Annotated in this window: 14 protein-coding genes and 1 pseudogene; 8 read left to right on the top strand and 7 right to left on the bottom strand. The window is 49.1% G+C overall.

Going from position 1 to position 17,420, the window contains the following annotated elements; genetic code table 11:
* Window positions 1-247: 247 nt before the first annotated feature.
* Window positions 248-655 (bottom strand): annotated as a pseudogene (locus tag C7B65_RS10815) (iron uptake porin); the annotation flags it as partial.
* Between the two features lie 277 nt (window positions 656-932).
* Window positions 933-1,337 (bottom strand): hypothetical protein, encoded by a 405-nt coding sequence (locus C7B65_RS10810; protein WP_073071563.1) that lies wholly within the window; start codon window positions 1,335-1,337, stop codon window positions 933-935.
* Window positions 1,338-1,519: 182 nt separating this feature from the next.
* Here C7B65_RS10810 and C7B65_RS10805 point away from each other — a divergent pair, with 182 nt between their 5' ends.
* Both C7B65_RS10805 and C7B65_RS10800 read left to right on the top strand, forming a co-directional pair.
* The gene (locus tag C7B65_RS10805; protein WP_073071565.1) at window positions 1,520-2,695 is read left to right on the top strand and encodes an aminotransferase class V-fold PLP-dependent enzyme; all 1,176 of its coding nucleotides are present in this window, start codon (window positions 1,520-1,522) and stop codon (window positions 2,693-2,695) included.
* Window positions 2,696-2,935: 240 nt separating this feature from the next.
* On the top strand, window positions 2,936-3,241 hold the full coding sequence (locus tag C7B65_RS10800) for a hypothetical protein (RefSeq protein ID WP_143162049.1): 306 nt from the start codon (window positions 2,936-2,938) through the stop codon (window positions 3,239-3,241).
* Here C7B65_RS10800 and C7B65_RS10795 read toward each other — a convergent pair.
* Complete coding sequence (locus C7B65_RS10795) at window positions 3,238-4,182, bottom strand: aldo/keto reductase (RefSeq protein ID WP_073071569.1); 945 nt, start codon at window positions 4,180-4,182, stop codon at window positions 3,238-3,240. The two genes, C7B65_RS10800 and C7B65_RS10795, sit on opposite strands and share 4 nt — an antisense overlap.
* A gap of 178 nt (window positions 4,183-4,360) precedes the next feature.
* Between C7B65_RS10795 and trpS the strand changes: the two genes are divergently transcribed.
* The 4 genes from trpS to C7B65_RS10775 all read left to right on the top strand — a co-directional run bounded on the left by trpS (window position 4,361) and on the right by C7B65_RS10775 (window position 9,929).
* Window positions 4,361-5,371, top strand: coding sequence for a tryptophan--tRNA ligase (trpS, locus tag C7B65_RS10790; protein ID WP_073071571.1), 1,011 nt, complete (start codon window positions 4,361-4,363; stop codon window positions 5,369-5,371).
* A 301-nt stretch (window positions 5,372-5,672) separates the two neighbouring features.
* Window positions 5,673-6,602 carry a methylenetetrahydrofolate reductase gene (locus C7B65_RS10785; RefSeq protein ID WP_073071573.1) on the top strand — a complete coding sequence of 310 codons (930 nt, stop codon included), beginning with the start codon at window positions 5,673-5,675 and terminating at the stop codon, window positions 6,600-6,602.
* A 76-nt stretch (window positions 6,603-6,678) separates the two neighbouring features.
* Entirely contained in the window at window positions 6,679-7,980 is a 1,302-nt protein-coding gene (locus C7B65_RS10780; protein WP_073071575.1) for an ATP-binding protein, read from the top strand.
* A gap of 26 nt (window positions 7,981-8,006) precedes the next feature.
* Window positions 8,007-9,929: an ATP-binding protein gene (locus tag C7B65_RS10775; RefSeq protein ID WP_073071577.1), complete on the top strand. Its 1,923-nt coding sequence runs from the start codon at window positions 8,007-8,009 to the stop codon at window positions 9,927-9,929.
* On the opposite strand, the gene msrA is transcribed toward C7B65_RS10775, so the two are convergent.
* The gene (gene msrA, locus C7B65_RS10770) at window positions 9,926-10,579 is read right to left on the bottom strand and encodes a peptide-methionine (S)-S-oxide reductase MsrA (protein WP_073071579.1); all 654 of its coding nucleotides are present in this window, start codon (window positions 10,577-10,579) and stop codon (window positions 9,926-9,928) included. The genes C7B65_RS10775 and msrA overlap by 4 nt on opposite strands.
* 202 nt (window positions 10,580-10,781) lie before the next feature.
* Between msrA and C7B65_RS10765 the strand changes: the two genes are divergently transcribed.
* Both C7B65_RS10765 and C7B65_RS10760 read left to right on the top strand, forming a co-directional pair.
* Complete coding sequence (locus tag C7B65_RS10765) at window positions 10,782-12,155, top strand: hypothetical protein (protein WP_073071581.1); 1,374 nt, start codon at window positions 10,782-10,784, stop codon at window positions 12,153-12,155.
* 363 nt (window positions 12,156-12,518) lie between these two features.
* Window positions 12,519-14,174, top strand: a complete 1,656-nt coding sequence (locus tag C7B65_RS10760; protein WP_073071583.1) for an iron uptake porin — start codon at window positions 12,519-12,521, stop codon at window positions 14,172-14,174.
* A gap of 67 nt (window positions 14,175-14,241) precedes the next feature.
* Here C7B65_RS10760 and C7B65_RS10755 read toward each other — a convergent pair whose 3' ends face one another.
* The 3 genes from C7B65_RS10755 to creD form a co-directional block, all read right to left on the bottom strand.
* Window positions 14,242-14,727, bottom strand: a complete 486-nt coding sequence (locus tag C7B65_RS10755) for a response regulator transcription factor (RefSeq protein WP_317615815.1) — start codon at window positions 14,725-14,727, stop codon at window positions 14,242-14,244.
* A gap of 759 nt (window positions 14,728-15,486) precedes the next feature.
* Window positions 15,487-15,891, bottom strand: a complete 405-nt coding sequence (locus C7B65_RS10750) for a (2Fe-2S) ferredoxin domain-containing protein (RefSeq protein ID WP_073071585.1) — start codon at window positions 15,889-15,891, stop codon at window positions 15,487-15,489.
* 91 nt (window positions 15,892-15,982) lie between these two features.
* The gene (gene creD, locus C7B65_RS10745) at window positions 15,983-17,338 is read right to left on the bottom strand and encodes a cell envelope integrity protein CreD (protein ID WP_073071587.1); all 1,356 of its coding nucleotides are present in this window, start codon (window positions 17,336-17,338) and stop codon (window positions 15,983-15,985) included.
* Window positions 17,339-17,420 lie beyond the last annotated feature (82 nt).

The raw sequence follows: 17,420 nt of genomic DNA, 5'->3' as shown, positions 1-17,420 counted from the left end.
AGCTAAAGCCCATGGACATACGGTTGAACGCTTTCGGTTCAGGGCAGAAGACACTTAATACAACTTCATCCAACTCAACTTTTCTACGCCTACCTACTCAAATCAAGTATATTGTGATAATCTAAAGAAACAAATGGAATGACAAAGCAATCGAGACCTTAAACACGAAGGCGAACGGATCTGAGAGTCTCAATCCCTAGCTTATTCACCCCCTGAAAACCGTCTGGTCTTGGGGGTCCACTTCAACCAAGTCTTCTTTCTTGACCAGATCAGCCGTAGAAGCCGCAATCAGTTCATTGATTTTGTTCAAGCAAGCATTTAAGCCAGCCGCAAACTCATATCGATTTAACGCTTGGTTGCCTTTGTAAGTACGATCGGGATAACCCACAATGCAGCCATAGCGCTCTACCAAAGATTGCAACGCTTGAAATGCCCAATCGGTTGGCTGAACATCTGTGAGTTGAGAAACTGAGGTTACTTGTTCGATTTCGTCAGCTTCTTCAACATCATTAGAATCTGGTTGACTGCGCGATCGGAGTTGGAAACCTTCATCCGCCTGGGGCAAACTGGCAGACCGAGCATCAGAGCCTCCTAAAACGATGCTCAATATCCCCAGAGTAGCTAACCATAAAGTCCTCAAAACTTTAATTGTCATGATCTGCATCCACTGATGAAGTTACCTTAACCACAATTATTTACTTGCAGTAATATCAGTTGAGTGTGTTATGGAAGCGATCGTTCATCCACAACTGAAACTCTAAGAAGTTCACTTGCTCGTCTCTGTTCAAAAAACTATAGTGTTTGCAATCGGTGCAATTAAAGAATGTGGCAACTCTAGCACCCTTGCCAATTGAAGTTGAATATTATCTTGCGATCGCCAATACAATCTTGCTATATTTTGCAAAATTGTTTCGTGATTTGCTTACACTCACTCACGCGATCGGAGTTTTCCGGCGTTCTTCAATGTCTTCTAACGTGCGGATAATCAGCCGCTTTGCCTGAAGCTGCCAGCCCAGTTTTTGGATGTTGAACGCGATCGCACCCCCGACGATCGTGGCAATAAAATCTAAAGGCTGAAATGATGAAATTCCAAACAGCAAACCTAAACCAGCGATTCCCCAAAACGGCAAAGCCGCGGTCTGACGCTGGGTTTCGACTAACTTGCGAATCGGGTCGGTGGGCATCTCTGCTAACAGCGTTTCTTTAACTTCCTGCTGGTCTTTGGCGTTGACTGATAAACCGATCTTCTGTCTCAGTTTTTCAATCTTGCGGGCATCAGTGCTGTATTGCGTTAACTCATCTTCTGCCATCAAAACTAGCCGTTCACACTGTCCCATCGTTTGACCTCAATGCCATTTCCTCTATTGTTGATCGAAATTCGATTGATTTATAATTTTGCGATCCCCATCCCATTGTGGTCAACTAATTAATACCAATTTCAAAAACAATTGCGATCGTCTGTAAAAGGACACGGCAGTGCCATGTCCCTACTGTTGCATCAATCAAATTGGCATAACTTATGATCAAACCATCACAACCAAATTGGGCGCAATATTGGTCGCTTGACCCTGCGATCGTGTTTCTCAATCACGGCTCGTTTGGCGCGTGTCCATTGCCAGTGTTGGCACTACAACAACACCTACGCCAGCGCATTGAGCGACAGCCGCTGCAATTTTTTGGGCGAGATTTAGAACAGTTGCTTGACCAGGCACGAATTGATCTCGCCGCGTTTGTGGGTGCAGATGCCGACGATCTGGCCTTTGTGCCCAATGCTACGACTGGAATCAACACGATTCTGCGTTCTCTCACGTTTGAGCCTGGAGACGAACTGCTGACCACCAATCAGGAGTATAACGCCTGTCGAAATGCGTTGGAGTTTGTGGCAGCGCGATCGGGCGCAAAAATTGTGGTGGCAGAAGTCCCTTACCCGATCGAGTCTGCTCAACAAGCGATCGAGCTAATTCTGCAAGCCGTTTCTTCAAAAACTCGTCTGGCATTGCTGGATCACATTACCAGTCAAACGGGATTGGTGTTTCCGATCGCGGAGATCATTCACGCATTGACCGCTCAAGGAGTCGATACGCTGATTGATGGTGCCCACGCACCTGGAATGGTCGCTCTGGATTTGACGGCGATCGCCCCCACTTACTACACAGGCAACTGTCATAAATGGCTCTGCGCCCCTAAAGGAGCCGCTTTTTTATATGTGCAACGCGACAAACAAGCTGAGATTCGTCCTTTAACCATCAGTCACGGAGCCAATTCGCCACGCTGCGATCGGTCTCAATTTCGTTTAGAGTTTGACTGGACAGGAACCGATGATCCCACCGCTTATCTATGTGTCCCAGAAGCGATCCGATTTATGGGGTCACTGTTGCCGGGTGGCTGGTCTGAGTTGATGGCTCAGAATCGAGCTAAGGCGATCGCTGCCAGAAAAATTCTTTGCGAAATCTTGGAGGTTGCGCCGCCTTGCCCCGATCAGATGATTGGCTCTTTAGCAACGGTGCCGCTATCCGATGGGTCGTATATTGAGTTGCAGGATGCGCTGTTAGAAAAGTTTGGGATTGAAGTTCCGATCGTGCCCTACCCATCTGCGCCTAACCGATTAGTTCGCATTTCTGCCCAGATTTACAACACATTGGATCAGTACGACAAGTTAGGGCAAGCGATCGTAGAACTATCGGCCCATCACTAGACTTGAGTCATCCCAATTTGATTTAACGTGAGTTCGACGAGGTTTTTCGCTTCGTTCTCAGCGGCTTCTGCCCTCTAAATCCCCCAATTTGGGGGACTTCAAGCCAAAACTTCCGGTTCAAAGTCCCCCAATTTTGGGGGATTTAGGGGGCTTCCCGAATTCATCATCGGAGTGAACCACTTCTATCGAATGCCCTCTCGCGATCGTTAGCACACATGCCCTCTCGCGATCGAAGATGCGATGAAAGATTCCACGATCTCTATCAAAAGAATGTTGCCAGAGTTGGGCATCTTAAAGTTGGCAGACTCCCGACAGGTGATTTTTTTCGAGTGGGTGTCTGCTCATCCCTGCTACCTGGATACCTCCCTCATGCTTTCAAATCTTCTCAAATTCGATTTCCCGCTCTGGCAATATCTCAACCAACCTTTAGGAGAGCGGACTTACCCAGTAGTTCTCAACCCTCGTCGCTTTCGGTGTATTCATCGAGTAGAGCTTCTAGAACGATGTCTCGAAAAAAGTATCGAATCGAAAGGGCGACGTGACTAACGCTCATAGGAGTAAACATCGCCCGTTTGCTGAAACAACGTTGACGATCGCTCTGATAACTGTTGCACATCGCTCGATTCCAGACTCCAGGTAAATGCTTCAACATTGTGCTGAATCTGCTGACGATCGAGGGTCAACCCAGAAATCACGGCTTCTACGCCCTGCTGTTGGCTGACCCAGTTTAAGGCAACCTGAGCGATCGTCTTTTCATATTTTTGGGCAATTTGCGCCAGCGTTTCTAACAGATCCAACACAGCCGACCAGCCGCCGTGAGTCCGAATCATATTGCTGTAATAAAACGATCGAGCGTGGTCAGCAGCATTTTGGGGCGCTTTCACCCCGCGAAACTTGTCAGATAGAAATCCCCCTGCTAGAGGGCCATAGGCGAGAAGTCTGATGTTGTGTTTGAGGCAGAGCGCTTGCATTGACGCTTCGACCCGACGATCGATCAAGCTGTATTGCACCTGATGAGTCGCGATCGGAGCCATTTGCAAAGCTTTTTCTAGCATCGGAGTATCAAAGTTTGTCACGCCCAGTTTGACGATTTTACCTTGCTCGACCCATTCATTGAGCAGTGCAAAGGTCGAAGAAAAATCAAGCTGAGGATTATGCCAGTGAACTTGAACGTAATCGAGGCGATCGCGCTGCAAAGTCCGTAACGAGTTTTCAATTTTGCTGCGAATCTGGTTAGGAGTCGGAATTCCACTAAAAAAGACCGCTTTCGTCAGCACGATCGTGTCGCGTCCTTTGAGCAACCGTCCTAAAACTTGTTCACTGCGCCCGTAGATGTCTGCGGTGTCAAAACCTTTGCTCCCCAACGTTAGATAGGTATCGATCGCCCGTTCTAGCTTGGCTTCTGGGATAGCTTTCCAACTCCGATCGTCGATCTGCCAGCAGCCGACCACCAGCGGCTTTAAACCAGAATCTAGTTGAGAATTCATAAGAGAAACATTAAAAGTAAGACCCTTAGTCACAAATACAGACTGAAGCTTTGAAAACTGGGTTAGGTTGCAGGTGATAATAGGTGAACTGAAGACTGTTTCTTCAGCAGCACGACTCAGTTGTTACCTCTCTTAATGATATCGACAGGCGCTTTAACCTGTTTCACTCTTCAAACTTATGACAAGGCAGCGAGTTCTTTCTGGCATTCAAACCACGGGCTATCTTCACCTCGGTAATTATCTAGGAGCCATTCGCAACTGGGTCGAAGGGCAAAGTCAATATGATAACTACTTCTTCTTAGCAGACCTCCATGCCATTACGGTGCCCCACAACCCAGAAACGCTGGCGGCAGATACCTACACGATCGCAGCGCTCTATCTCGCTTGTGGCTTAGATTTACAATACACTACGATTTTTGTGCAGTCACACGTCCCGGCGCACACCGAGTTTGCCTGGTTGTTAAGCTGCATTACGCCGCTCAACTGGCTAGAAGACATGATCCAGTTTAAAGAGAAAGCGGTGAAACAGGGGCAAGACGTGGGAACGGGCTTACTGACTTACCCGGTGCTGATGGCTTCTGATATTTTGCTCTATGAGCCAGATAAAGTGCCCGTCGGCGAAGATCAAAAACAGCATTTAGAACTGACTCGCGATTTAGTCGATCGGTTTAATCACAAGTTTGCCACTCCTGAACAGCCAGTTCTCAAACGTCCCGCTCCGCTGATCCGATCGGAAGGCGCACGAGTGATGAGCCTCACCGACGGCACTCGCAAAATGTCAAAGTCTGACCCGTCTGAGTTGAGCCGGATCAATTTGCTAGACCCGCCAGAGGTGATTCAAAACAAGATTAAGCGCTGCAAAACTGACCCGATTCGAGGGCTAGTGTTTGGTGATCCTGAGCGTCCTGAGTGCAACAACCTGCTGACGCTGTATATGATTTTGTCTAACCAGACCAAAGAAGCCGTTGCCGCAGAATGTCGAGAGATGGGCTGGGGGCAGTTCAAACCATTGCTGACAGAAACGATGATTAGTGCCTTGCAGCCAATCCAAGAAAAATATAAAGCCATCATGGATGACCAGGGATATCTAGAATCGGTGCTGCGAAGCGGACGCGAAAAAGCATCTGCGATCGCCAACGAAACCCTAACCAAAGCGAAGAAAGCAATGGGATATACCTTGCCTCTTTAAAAAAGAGAACGGTAGAAACTCCGGCGTTGCAAAATCAGAGGGGTCGAATGGCTGTAGGGGTAGCGCCCCCGTGCCTACCCCTGACGGAGGGCAACCACGTAGAGATTGCCCCTACTCAGATCATCCCTACGTTCAGGAATGCCAAAATTCAGACCATTTACCGATGAAGAATCCTGGATTACTCAGGATCTATGAGGGTATGCGGTGCTGAACTTTAAGTTCCTGTAAATTGCTGGGATCAGCTTCAGATTTTGAACCAATCACCGATACCCTATAGCTAAAGCTCTAACCCCGATCGCCCATGTCTCACCCTTCACACCCGCTCCCATCGTTCCGCTCTGCTGCTCAGTCTGGCGAATTTTTGATCACGGCTGAAGTGGCTCCTCCTAAAGGCGGCAACCCTGCTCATATGCTGGAGATGGCGCAACTGCTCAAAGGGCGAGTCCATGCGGTGAATATCACAGACGGCAGTCGAGCCGTGATGCGGATGTGTTCGCTCGTGTCGTCAGCGCTGCTGCTGCAACAGGGCATCGAGCCGATTTGCCAAGTGGCGTGCCGCGATCGCAACAGCATCAGCTTACAAGCCGATCTGCTCGGTGCCCACGCACTAGGGATCTACAACATTTTGGCGTTGACGGGCGACCCCGTGAAGGCAGGCGATCATGTGGATGCAAAAGCCGTGTTTGAGCTAGAGTCAGTGCGCTTGCTGCAACTGATCGCCAAGCTCAATTTAGGCGCTGATTGGAAGGATCAGCCTCTAACTGATGGAGAAACCAGTCTATTTGTCGGCGCGGCAGTTGACCCGCAGTGTGGGAGTTGGTCAGGTTTACAGCGTCGGTTTGAGCGCAAGGTAGAGGCGGGGGCGCAATTTTTTCAGAGTCAGCTAATTTCGGACTTCGATCGCTTAGAAAAATTTATGGATCACCTCGGTTCACCTGCCGGAAAGCCCATCTTAGCGGGAATCTTTCTGCTCAAGTCTGCAAAAAATGCTCGATTTATTAATCGCTGTGTGCCAGGAGTTCAAATTCCAGAACACATTATCGATCGCTTAGAACGCGCCTCTGATCCTCTGCAAGAAGGCGTGATGATTGCCGCAGAACAGGTGCAAACCGCTCGCCAACTCTGTCAAGGCGTACACATGATGGCGGTGAAGCGAGAAGATCTGATTCCGCAAATTCTTGACCTGGCAGGAGTCGCACCGTTGAGTAAAGCAACTCCTGTTACGGCGTGAGTAGCTAATCTAAAGGGGTTCGGGCTACGATCGAAGGTATAAAGCACTGCCCTACTCCGATCCAGGAGAACTGCCGATGACTGAAAGCCCGATCACTCAAAATCCCTTTATTGTCGGTAGACCCGTTCCGCCAGATTGTTTTGCGGGGCGCACCTCTGCGATCGAGACCGCGTTTGATCAGATTCTCAGTCGCAGCAATCTCGCCATCTGGGGCGGGCCTGGCATTGGCAAATCGTCGTTTTTAGAACTTCTAGCTTCCCCCAAAGCGTGGCAACTGAGAGGACATGATCCCTCTAGCGCAGTTATCGTTTTGCTGAGTTGTTTGAGCATTACTCCATTTAGTGCTGTCAACTTCTGGCGCGAGATCATGCTGCTTACCCAAGAGGCTTTAGAAAAAGAGCCAGTATTGCAGACAGAAGTTGGTAAGTTCTTGGAGCAGGGCAACACGACGAAGGACGGGCTACGATCGATGCTGCGATATCTAGGCAAGCAAAACAAATTTCTCGTGCTGCTGGTCGATGATTATGATGCGGCGCTGCGATCGCAAGCAGGCTATAGCGATAGTGACATTGCTGTTTTCTTGAGCGATTGCCGAAACATTGCTTCTCACTCCAGAGAGCGGCAGTTTCTCTCGATGGTCGTCACTTCACTGCGACGGCTTAATGAACTTGGGCCTAAATTAAAACCCGATGGCTCTCCGTGGTATAACCACTATTTATTTCAGCCTCTCAAGCCTTTTGACGAGACAGAAGTGGCGGCGCTGCTAGGCTGTATGCCGATGACCCCAGCGCTCAGAGACGGCATTCGAGAGATTGCTGACGGCAACCCGGCTTTGCTGCAAAACGCCGGACATCTGCTCTATCGTGAACTGCGGACGGGTCACATTCCCAACGCGGAGGCATTTGCAAAAGATTTTCAGCGCACCACCGTTCACTATTTTGAAGACATGTGGAATCTGGCTAGTGAGATCGAGCAAACGCTGATGATGCTGATTGCCCTCTGTGGGTTAAAAGGTCGCCTGCATAAAAAACACTATGATCTAGGTGACACCAATCTTGTCTTTAGCCAAAAAGAACGAGAATTGACCGATTTAGAAGAGCGAGGCGTGGTGATATCGCAAATGCAGGACAGCCAAAAGTCCTATGAGTTTGCCTCTTCAATGATGGAATGGTGGGTGGTCAAGGAAATTGAAAACAGCACCGAAGAGACCCTTCACGATCGCCAAAAAGGCTTCCTCAATCTCATGAGTCACAAACAGGCAGAGAACGTTACAAAAGCAATTCGCTGGTTGTGGCAGCATAGAGAAGAGGTGCCATCTATCCTGGAATGGTTGGGAAAAGTGTCGGCAGCATTGCCGAAGGGATTGATCCAGGGTTAATCTAGCCAAATAGCTAAAACTTATCTATGCGTTTTCCGATCGCTCGGAGAAATCCTTACATTATCGGTCGCCCGATTACGGAGCCGAACTTATTTTTTGGACGCGAGAGTCTGTTTCGGTTCGTGGAAGACAGCCTCTACAAGGGTTCTCAAGTGATTTTGCTGCACGGTCAGCGCCGCATTGGGAAGTCATCGGTGCTGGCGCAGATTCCTAATTTCGTTGACTTGGAACAGTTTGCCTTTGTTCCGCTTTCACTAGAGGGCGACAGCCAAAAACCCCTCGGTGAAGTTTTGCACGAACTCGCGAGAGATTCGCTAGAGCACTTTAGTTTGATGGACGCGATCGCACTGCCCTCGATCGCAGAACTAGAAGCTGATCCCAGGACTTTTGTCGATCGTTTCCTTCTACAACTGCGCCAAGCCCTCAACGTTCAAAATCTAGTGCTGTTGCTCGACGAATTTGACGCGTTCTACAGCCTTAAAGTAGCAGCAGGACATCTGTTTCAATATCTCCAATCGGAGGTTTATCACCATCCTGATCTCTACATCATTCCAGTGGTGGGGCGGCAACTCAACGACTTGCCCGAACTAGTGAGCCTATTTCGTGAGGCACCCAATCAAGAAGTTGGGCTACTCGATCGCCGCAGTGCAGAACGGCTGATCACCAAACCTGCCGAGGGTTTGCTGGACTATAGCCAAGACGCGATCGACGCAATTTTAGAACTTTCAGCAGGTCATCCTTACTTTACGCAAGTGGTTTGTTTTGCCGTGTTTTCTCACGCCAGAGAAGAAAATCGCTGGCAGGTGACTCGCGCCGATGTTGACAGCATTGTCGAAAAAGCCCTCGAACTCGGTGAAGGCGGGTTAGCTTGGTTTTGGGATGGATTGCCGATTCCAGAACGAGTCGTTTTCGCAGCCGCCGCCGAAGTGCCTGAGACGAAACTGATCGCTGATCAGGCTGACGATGCCTCAATTTTAAGTTTCACCCAAGAAGAGCCACTAGCGCTGCTGCGCGATCTCGGAGTCAGTCTCACGCCGCCTCTACACGATGCTGTGTTTCATCTCTCTGACTGGAAGTTTCTGCAACCTGTGGGGTCAAATCGACCCACCGGAACCAGCATTCCGCCCAGAATTGCCACGTTTCGAGTGACGATCGAGTTAGTCAGGCGATGGTTGGTCAGACGACACGCCCTCCAGCACGAAATTTGGGAACTAGAGCGGCTTGACCCCGAAATTGACCATCTCTATCAAGAAATCAAAAAAGCGCGTCCGTTTGGAGTCACCCTGAGCATTATCAGTCGGCTCAGTCCCATTTTGGCGGCAAACCCCAACCACTTTGGGGCCCTGTTTGATCTCGCAGAGTGCGTGATGGAGATTCGCAACTTTAGTCAAGCGGTGAAATATTACGATCGTGCCTACCGCGTTGATCCCGTGCGGGCAAAAGATGGGTTTCTCCAAGCCTTATGGGAATATGGCGAAGAACTTGGAGATGAAGGACATTTAGAAGAAGCAAAAGCAGCATTAAAGCAAGCCTTGGAAATTGCTCCAGATAACCCAGAGATCTATGAGCTGCTGGAGAAGATCTATAAAGAAGAGAAATATAGTGGCTACTTCAAGACAGTCTTTCCACCGAGTTTGAACCCTGTGAGCGATCGCGATTTCCCTTCAGAAGCCGTGTCAGAGATTGTCTTAGAGAGCGATTTGACAAACTTGCAAAACAAGTTTAGCGACGTGTGGAAACTCGTCGAAGATAACGCGCCTTCTGAGGTGAAAGACCGAGCGCTAGAGCGATTAGAAGAACTCAAAGAAATCTTCACGACTCAAGAGCTAAATCTGACGACGATGGCTTATGTGCGGCAATGGTTCGAGAAGAATCTGCCTGCGCCACTCTACGAAGCTGTGAGCCGCTTTTTAGAAGAGATCATCTCGAAAGCCAGTAATGTGAATTAACTGACTTCGACACTAGGAAAGCAAACCTTCGTGCCACCTAGCCCACAATATCCACCGAGATTTTTAGCAAGATACTGCTGGTGATAGGCTTCTGCGTAGTAAAACTCAGGCGCATCTATAATCTCAGTCGAAATCTCTCCGTGCCCTTCTTGCTTTAGCGCTTGCTGATAGACATCGCGAGACGCTTCTGCGAGTCGGCGCTGCTCGTCAGAATAGACGTAGATGCCCGATCGATACTGCGTTCCAACATCGTTACCTTGGCGCATCCCTTGCGTTGGGTTGTGGCTCTCCCAAAAGACTTTCAGCAGGTCTTCATAGCTGACCACGCTGGGGTCGAAGACGACTAGAACGACTTCGTTATGTCCAGTTCTCCCTGAGCAGACTTCTTGATAAGTAGGGTTTGGGGTAGCTCCGGCTGCGTATCCGACTGCGGTCGTGAAGACCCCGTTTTGCTGCCAAAACTTACGCTCTGCGCCCCAAAAACAGCCAAAGCCAAATAGAGCCGTCTGCATTCCGGCTGGGAATGGCGGCTGGAGTGGGTTGCCGTTGACATAGTGGCTTGAAGGCACTGGCATCTTTTCTGCCCGCCCTGGTAAGGCTTCTTCAGGGGTGGGCAAGCTCTGCTTTTTGCCAAATCCGAATAACACCATGCGTTTTAACTCTATTTTCGAGATGAATCTTTACACGTCCTTATATTAACGTATCTCTTTGCAGGCTCAAGTGTTGGGAACCGTCCGATCGTCCAACTTATTTTTATAAAGGGTTAGTCTCTAATCCTCCATACCGCGTATAACATTCTTTTTAGGGGTCGTCTGTCATCTCTATCACGGCAATTTTCGTTTCTCTGAAATCATGAAACCCTTTTCAATTTCTAGGGCGTTTTTTCAAATCAAATGGGGAACGGTGGGCGCGATCGGGCTGCTGTCAGGAGCGGTAGCGCTGCTGATCTGCGGGGCATGGCTGAGTGTAGAATTTATTCTCGATCCGCGATCGGTGATTTGGCTCAATCAATATCTGCCAGAAGGGTCAAAAATTTTAGTCGTAGGGTCGGATGACCTGAGAACCCTAACAGAATTGCAGGCAGCCCTGAAGAAAACCGGACGCACGACTGGCGACCCGCTTTTATTAGAAACCAATCTAAAAGCGGCTAAAAAATCTTCAGATCTGCTGTTGCCCGTGTTGACTCGCAGAGAATCCTGTGACCTTGATTGCGATCGCGTTACAGAGCTAAGAGTTTATCGTCCGATTCTTGAGAGTCATCGTCGGGGCAAACAAGACTATCTTCAGCTAATCAGTCAGCTTCCGATCACTGGGGTAGACGAGTCATTTGTGCTGGCACCGTTTGCAGAGGCGGGCGGCGACGATCAAGGCTCAACCCGTGCCCTGCCCCTGACCACACTGCAACGCTTTGAAGATAAAGCGCCATCCCAGGGCGTTTGGCTCAACCTGAGCGGGCAGCGATCGCAAGGAGACCACTCAGTTGCCTATGGAGAAATTGTTCACTACAACCCCGGTCAGACTCACTTGAGCATTTTGCTGCGCTGGACAAGCCCGATCGGAGAAGCTCCAGTCTGGCAAAAACGAGCGAAGGGCATGCTGTCTACGCTGGTCGTCAATCAATCGATCGGGCTAGAACCCCGTTTTGAAGCTTATCAGGTAAGAGCGCGCAAGTTTGTCCCCGATCCGCTACAGCTTCTCCCGGTTTCGCTCACCGAACCCGCGTTAGACAATGGTGCGTTTGTCGATGCTCTTTTTTTAGCGCGAAACGGCTTGTGGTCAACCGCTTTGGAGTTTTTGCGATCGGTTAAAAATCGCCGAGTAGGGTGGTCAGCCAATGCCCAAGCGCAAATGGATTTGGTAGAGCGCCACGCTCAAGTCACAAAATCGCAAGCCGAAAAACCTTGGGCAAATGTGAGTCAACAGGTTTTAGTCAATCTCGTGGATGGACGATGGGCAAAAGCAACGCAAGTGCTGCAAGCGTCCCCGAACGATCGAGACGAGATCACTAGTCTTTTAAAGAGTGACTCAGGGCGGTTGTGGAAGCGAATCAGCGCCCTGCTGCGGGTGAATCCAACTCGGCAGGATGTGCAAACTTGGGGAGCGCTGATTCTGATGGCGCAGCAAGATAAACCGAGGGCGATCGCGTGGTTAAAGAAACAACCCCAAGAGTCTCCAGCAAGCCGCGCTCAAATCACCAAGTTATTAAACCAAATAGACGCACTTTAGACACAATTCTTAGCTACAAGCGCCTCAACACCCTTAAAAGAGAAGAAGCAATTCTGTGAAAAGCCTCTCAATAAGGCGTACTGATCAGCAGTAATAAAGCAAGATCTATACTCGTTCTTGATCCCCTAGGGGGGGATATCAGAGGGTCTTGGTGAGCCAGTGGCTCTAAGCTTATTGAGAATTAATGGCAAAAAAGCTTGACAAGGTTCATCAAAACATAATAAGACGGTTAAGAGTTATCGTCCAAGCAAGCGAATAAGAACGATAATTATTATCATTTTGTAGATTTGATTGGCTTTCATTGAGTTGAGCAAATCCACTAACGCAACCCATTCATTCACCTGATGTGAGGCCACGACCCCTATGACGAACCTTCTTTTCAAGACTTTCTGGCTAAACCCAGCGATCGTGGCAGCCAGTCTAACCGTTTCATCGGTGGCAACTGCGGCTGACGTTCCAGCAGTGGTGTCTGCTAAGACTGAGCCGATGCAGCTTGCTCAAGCCGCCGAGACAACCTTAGAGTCTGAGGTCAGTGATTCGAGCGAGACTGCCTTATCTCAAGTCACCTCAGTTTCTCAACTGTCAGATGTGCGCCCGACTGACTGGGCATTTCAGGCGCTGCAATCTTTAGTTGAGCGCTATGGCTGCATTGTGGGATATCCCGACAAAACCTTTCGCGGCAATCGCGCTACGACTCGCTTTGAGTTTGCGGCAGGCTTAAATGCGTGTCTCGATCGCATCAATGAACTGATTGCTGCCGCCACGGCTGATTTAGTCAAGAAAGAAGACCTTGCAATTCTGCAAAGACTCCAGGAAGAATTTGCTGTAGAACTGGCAACTTTGCGCGGTCGAGTTGATGCGCTAGAAGCGCGCACGGGAGCGTTAGAAAAGCAGCAATTTTCGACGACCACCAAGCTCAGTGGAGAAGTGGTGATCGGCATTGCAGGGGTTGCAGCAGGCAGAACGATCAGTGGTCGAGAAGTCTCGAAGAATACGATCATCGGCGATCGCGTTCGTCTCAACTTTGACACCAGCTTCACGGGCAATGACTTGCTGAGAACCCGTCTACAGGCTTTCAACCTAGCAGCGCTGCCTACGGATAGAGTAAATGGCGACTTACTGACACGGGAAGGAAACTTCCGGTTTGCAGCCGATGGTGATAACTCAGTCGCAATTGATGCCCTGCTCTATCAGTTTCCTTTAGGTAGCAAGACGACGGTCACGATCGAAGCAAATGCCGGAGCGATCGACGATTTCACCGACACGCTCAATCCCTATTTAGATGGGGACGGCGCAACAGGTGCCTTGACCCACTTTGGCACTCGCAACTCGATCTACTATCTGGTGAATGGGGCAGGTTTGGGTCTCAGACACTCGTTTAGCGATGCTTTGGAACTCAGCTTAGGCTATCTGGCCAACGATCCGGCTAACCCAGCTAATGGAGCGGGGTTGTTTAACGGGTCGTATGGCGCGATCGCCCAGTTGACCTTTAAGCCCAGCGAAGCCCTAGCATTAGGGTTAACCTACATTCATGCCTACAACAACGACTTTACTGCAAACGGCAGCGTCGGCAGTGACCTTGCCAACTTTCGCGAAAGCACAGGGGAAGCCTTCTCTACCGATGCCTACGGCATTGAAGCGTCCTTTCAGCTAAGTCCTAAGATTAATATCAACGGCTCTGTTGGCTATACCAACGCTCAGGCTGTAACAGGTGGCAGAGGCAGTTTTGATATCTGGAACTGGCAAGTCGGTTTGGCGTTTCCCGACCTGGGCAAAAAAGGCAACCTGGCAGGCATTATCGTCGGTCAAGAACCTAAAGTCACAGGCAGTCGTGGTGCGTTAGGGCAAGCTTTTGGGCGCGATCGTGACACTTCTCTGCACGTCGAAGGCTTCTATCAATATCAGTTGACTGACAACATTGCCCTCACTCCTGGCATTGTTTGGCTGACGGCTCCCAATCATGACAACCGCAATAATGATGTGGTGATTGGCACCGTTCGTGCAACGTTCACGTTCTAGTCTGGACAAACAAATAGTCACCGATGGGCTTATCCATGGGTGACTATTTAAAAATGAAAAGAGTGACCTACGCCATGCTGTTTTCGATCGCCCACCGTGCCAACTCAGTGCGATTGTGTAGCCCAGTTTTGCCCAGCATGTTGCTGACGTGACTCTCGATCGTGCGTTGACTGACATTTAACTCTTCAGCAATCTCTCGGTTTGCCATGCCCCGCGCCACAAATTGCACTACCCGCAGCTCAGTCGGCGTTAACTCAACGTCAAACGGCACCTGAATCTTGGGCGTGTTGTCTCCCCCTCTAGAGTCTTTGTGCTGAATCAGTCGCGAAGCTTGCTTGAGAGAAGACTCAACTTGAGCGACTAATTCTTCTGGCTCAAACGGCTTAACCATATACACGTCTGCGCCAATGTTGAGTCCTTTCACGCGGTCTTGACTCTGCCCTTTTGCCGAGAGAAATAGCACCGGAATCCAACTGGTTTTGGGGTCTTGGCGGATGGCGCTCACCAGCGAGTAGCCGTCCATCTCTGGCATCATGACATCGCAGATAATCATAATCTGGCGTTTCTTGCTCTAAAACTTCTAGAGCCTCACGACCGTTTTCGGCAGTGATGACTTTATAGCCGCGAAACTCAAGGTAATCTTTGACTAGCAAAATCAAGTTAGGGTCATCATCAATCAACAGCAATCGTTTGTGATTTCCGGCGCTGGTTTCCTTCATGCTGTGACACTCGCTCTGCCTGAATCGGGATTAACGGTTAGAAACTGAGTTCTATTAACTGACATATTTTACAAAACTAGCCGTCTAAGTTAACGGAAACTTTGTTAAGCCCTGTTTTTCTTGTGAGAAGCTTTGAAGCAGCCAGCGAAAAGTTGTTTATTTCTGGTCGTTGACTAAAGCGTAAATTAATTACCCTTTGTTTCTCGTGTCATTATATACGACTGCTCGGAAAATTTAACACTCTCTGGCTAATGAGCCGATCGCAATTTAGGAGACAGATGTTTTTTTGCCGCCTTAAGATCGGTGCAGCAATAAACCTGCACAAATCTGGAAACGCCCCCTAAATCCTCCAATTCTGGGAGACTTTGAACTCCAGTTCCTCCCGAATTGGGGGTTAGGGGGCGAGATCGCAGGGTGATTTACGTCGAGAATTTTATTCATGCAGGAGGTCTAATAAACCGAAAGGGGTTTAGAGAACTCGTCGCTACGCGACTAAACACAGCAGATTTGACTTTACCAAAACCTCGGAGGTTTAAGCCACTGTCGGTCACGATGCTTGATTCTTGGTTAAACCTCCGAGGTTTGCGTGGGTCTTAAGTTGCATCAGACTTGACGGGAGTTGGCAGCGGATGGGTTAGGAATGCGTATTCCTGCACAATTTTGTTCTCAATTAAGTGTTCTTGGATGATGCGATCGATAATTTCTGGGCTAGCGGCTCGATACCAAACTCCGTCAGGGTAGACCACCATAATCGGGCCCTGATCGCAAACGCGCAAACAGTTAGCTTTAGTGCGAAAGATGCAGTCAGGACGCTCGATCGTCGGGGTGTCGAGTTTGAGTTCCTTTAAACGGTTTTTTAGATGGTTCCAAGCAACCAACCCTGCTTCTTTAGAACAGCATAAGGGTTTTGTTTGGTCGGCACAGATCAAGACGTGACGTTGGATTTGAGCGAGTCCTAAAGATTCAACACATTTCGTTAAATCGGTTTGCGAGGTCATTGATTAGAAGATTTTATAGATTGACTGATCAAAAAAGGTAGGGAAATCTTTCCCTACCCTTGAGCTTAACTTGACTGAACTGAGTTCTCAATCAAAGTGTTTCTGGAGAAGGTGGCTCAGGTTGCGGTTCTACACGCTTGGGGCTGAGAGGCGGCTCTAGCGACTCCATGCGGCGGGTGAAATACATGATGATCGCCAGGAAGACAAATAGTCCGATCGAACCCATTAATAGCGAATAGTCTTGGTTTGCCAGCACCACATAGAGATAGCTGTAGAGTGCTGCCTGCATGACTCCGACGATCGCGCCCCGTTTTTTAGCTCGCAGCACTGATGTCGAATAGGCGGTAAGCAAGATAACTACTGCACCCGTAGCGGTTAGATAGCCGATTTTGAACCCCAGGTGTTCAGAAATTGCCAGTTGTAAGAGATAAAACATCGACATCGCCACCCCAACCAGCAGATATTGCAAGGGATGAACGCGCAGACGAGTTGCGGTTTCAAACAGCCAAAACACCGCAAACGTCAAAATCAAGAACAAATAATTGTATTTGATGCTGCGATCGCTCATGCGATAGTTATCGACGGGCGAAATCAGATCGACTCCAAACAGAGATGCTTGAATCAGTTCGGGGTTAACGGGTGATTCATTGTTCCACTGTTGAGGATAGTTGCGACCGAGAGATGGAATATCCCATGTGGCATCAAAGCCTTTGGAAGTCACCGATCGCTGGTCGGGTAACCATACGCCCTGAAAGCTGGGATTTGTCCAGTCAGAGTTGAGGCTGACTTTGGTAACTTTGCCAAAGGGCGCAAAGGCGATTTTCTCGCTGCCGTTAACCGTGAGAGGAATTGCAAAATCAAAGCTTTCGCCCTTGATCTGGTCTTTTAGATTGGCGTGAATGCCTTGTTCGGGGCCGCCATATTTGCCTTGTCCGGCTGTAAACGGAATTGATTTTTGATTCCAGTCCAGGGTCGCTTGGGTTTGAATGGCGTGAGCATCCGAGATTTGCAAACTCAGTTCAGCGCGATCCCACAAAACATCTTCGGGACGCACTCCCCAACTTACGACATCGGGACGGACAAACCGACCGCGAATATCTAGTTTTGTTTGATAGATTGGCACTTCAAAAATGCCTCGATAGCGCACTTCTGTTTTGAGCTTGCCGCTCACCTGCAAATCATCGGGCAAAAAGGTGCCGTATTTGACTTCAGATTTTTCATCTTTGCCGACCTGCGATCGCCGAATATAAGGCACATAAAGCCGCGGCCCAAGGATAGTCTGCTCACGTCCCCAATTAGAGGTAATGCTGCTGATTGCTTCTTGACGCAAGTTTTGGCGATCGCTCACCAACCCTTGCAGCATCGCAGTCGGAATTTGCAGAACGAGAATCAGAAACGTGATTAAAAAAAGACGGGCGAGTTGAGAGTTTTTTAGCTGCTCGTACATAGGTGACGATTAAGAAGGCTGAATGCTTTGATTCATTTCTCAAGGCTTCATCCGTGCGCTCGAAAATTTCGGAGGAGAACAT

Source organism: Phormidesmis priestleyi ULC007 (assembly GCF_003003695.1).
GTDB classification, from domain to species: domain Bacteria; phylum Cyanobacteriota; class Cyanobacteriia; order Leptolyngbyales; family Leptolyngbyaceae; genus Phormidesmis_A; species Phormidesmis_A priestleyi_A.
This window is presented reverse-complemented; position numbering and strand designations above follow the sequence as displayed.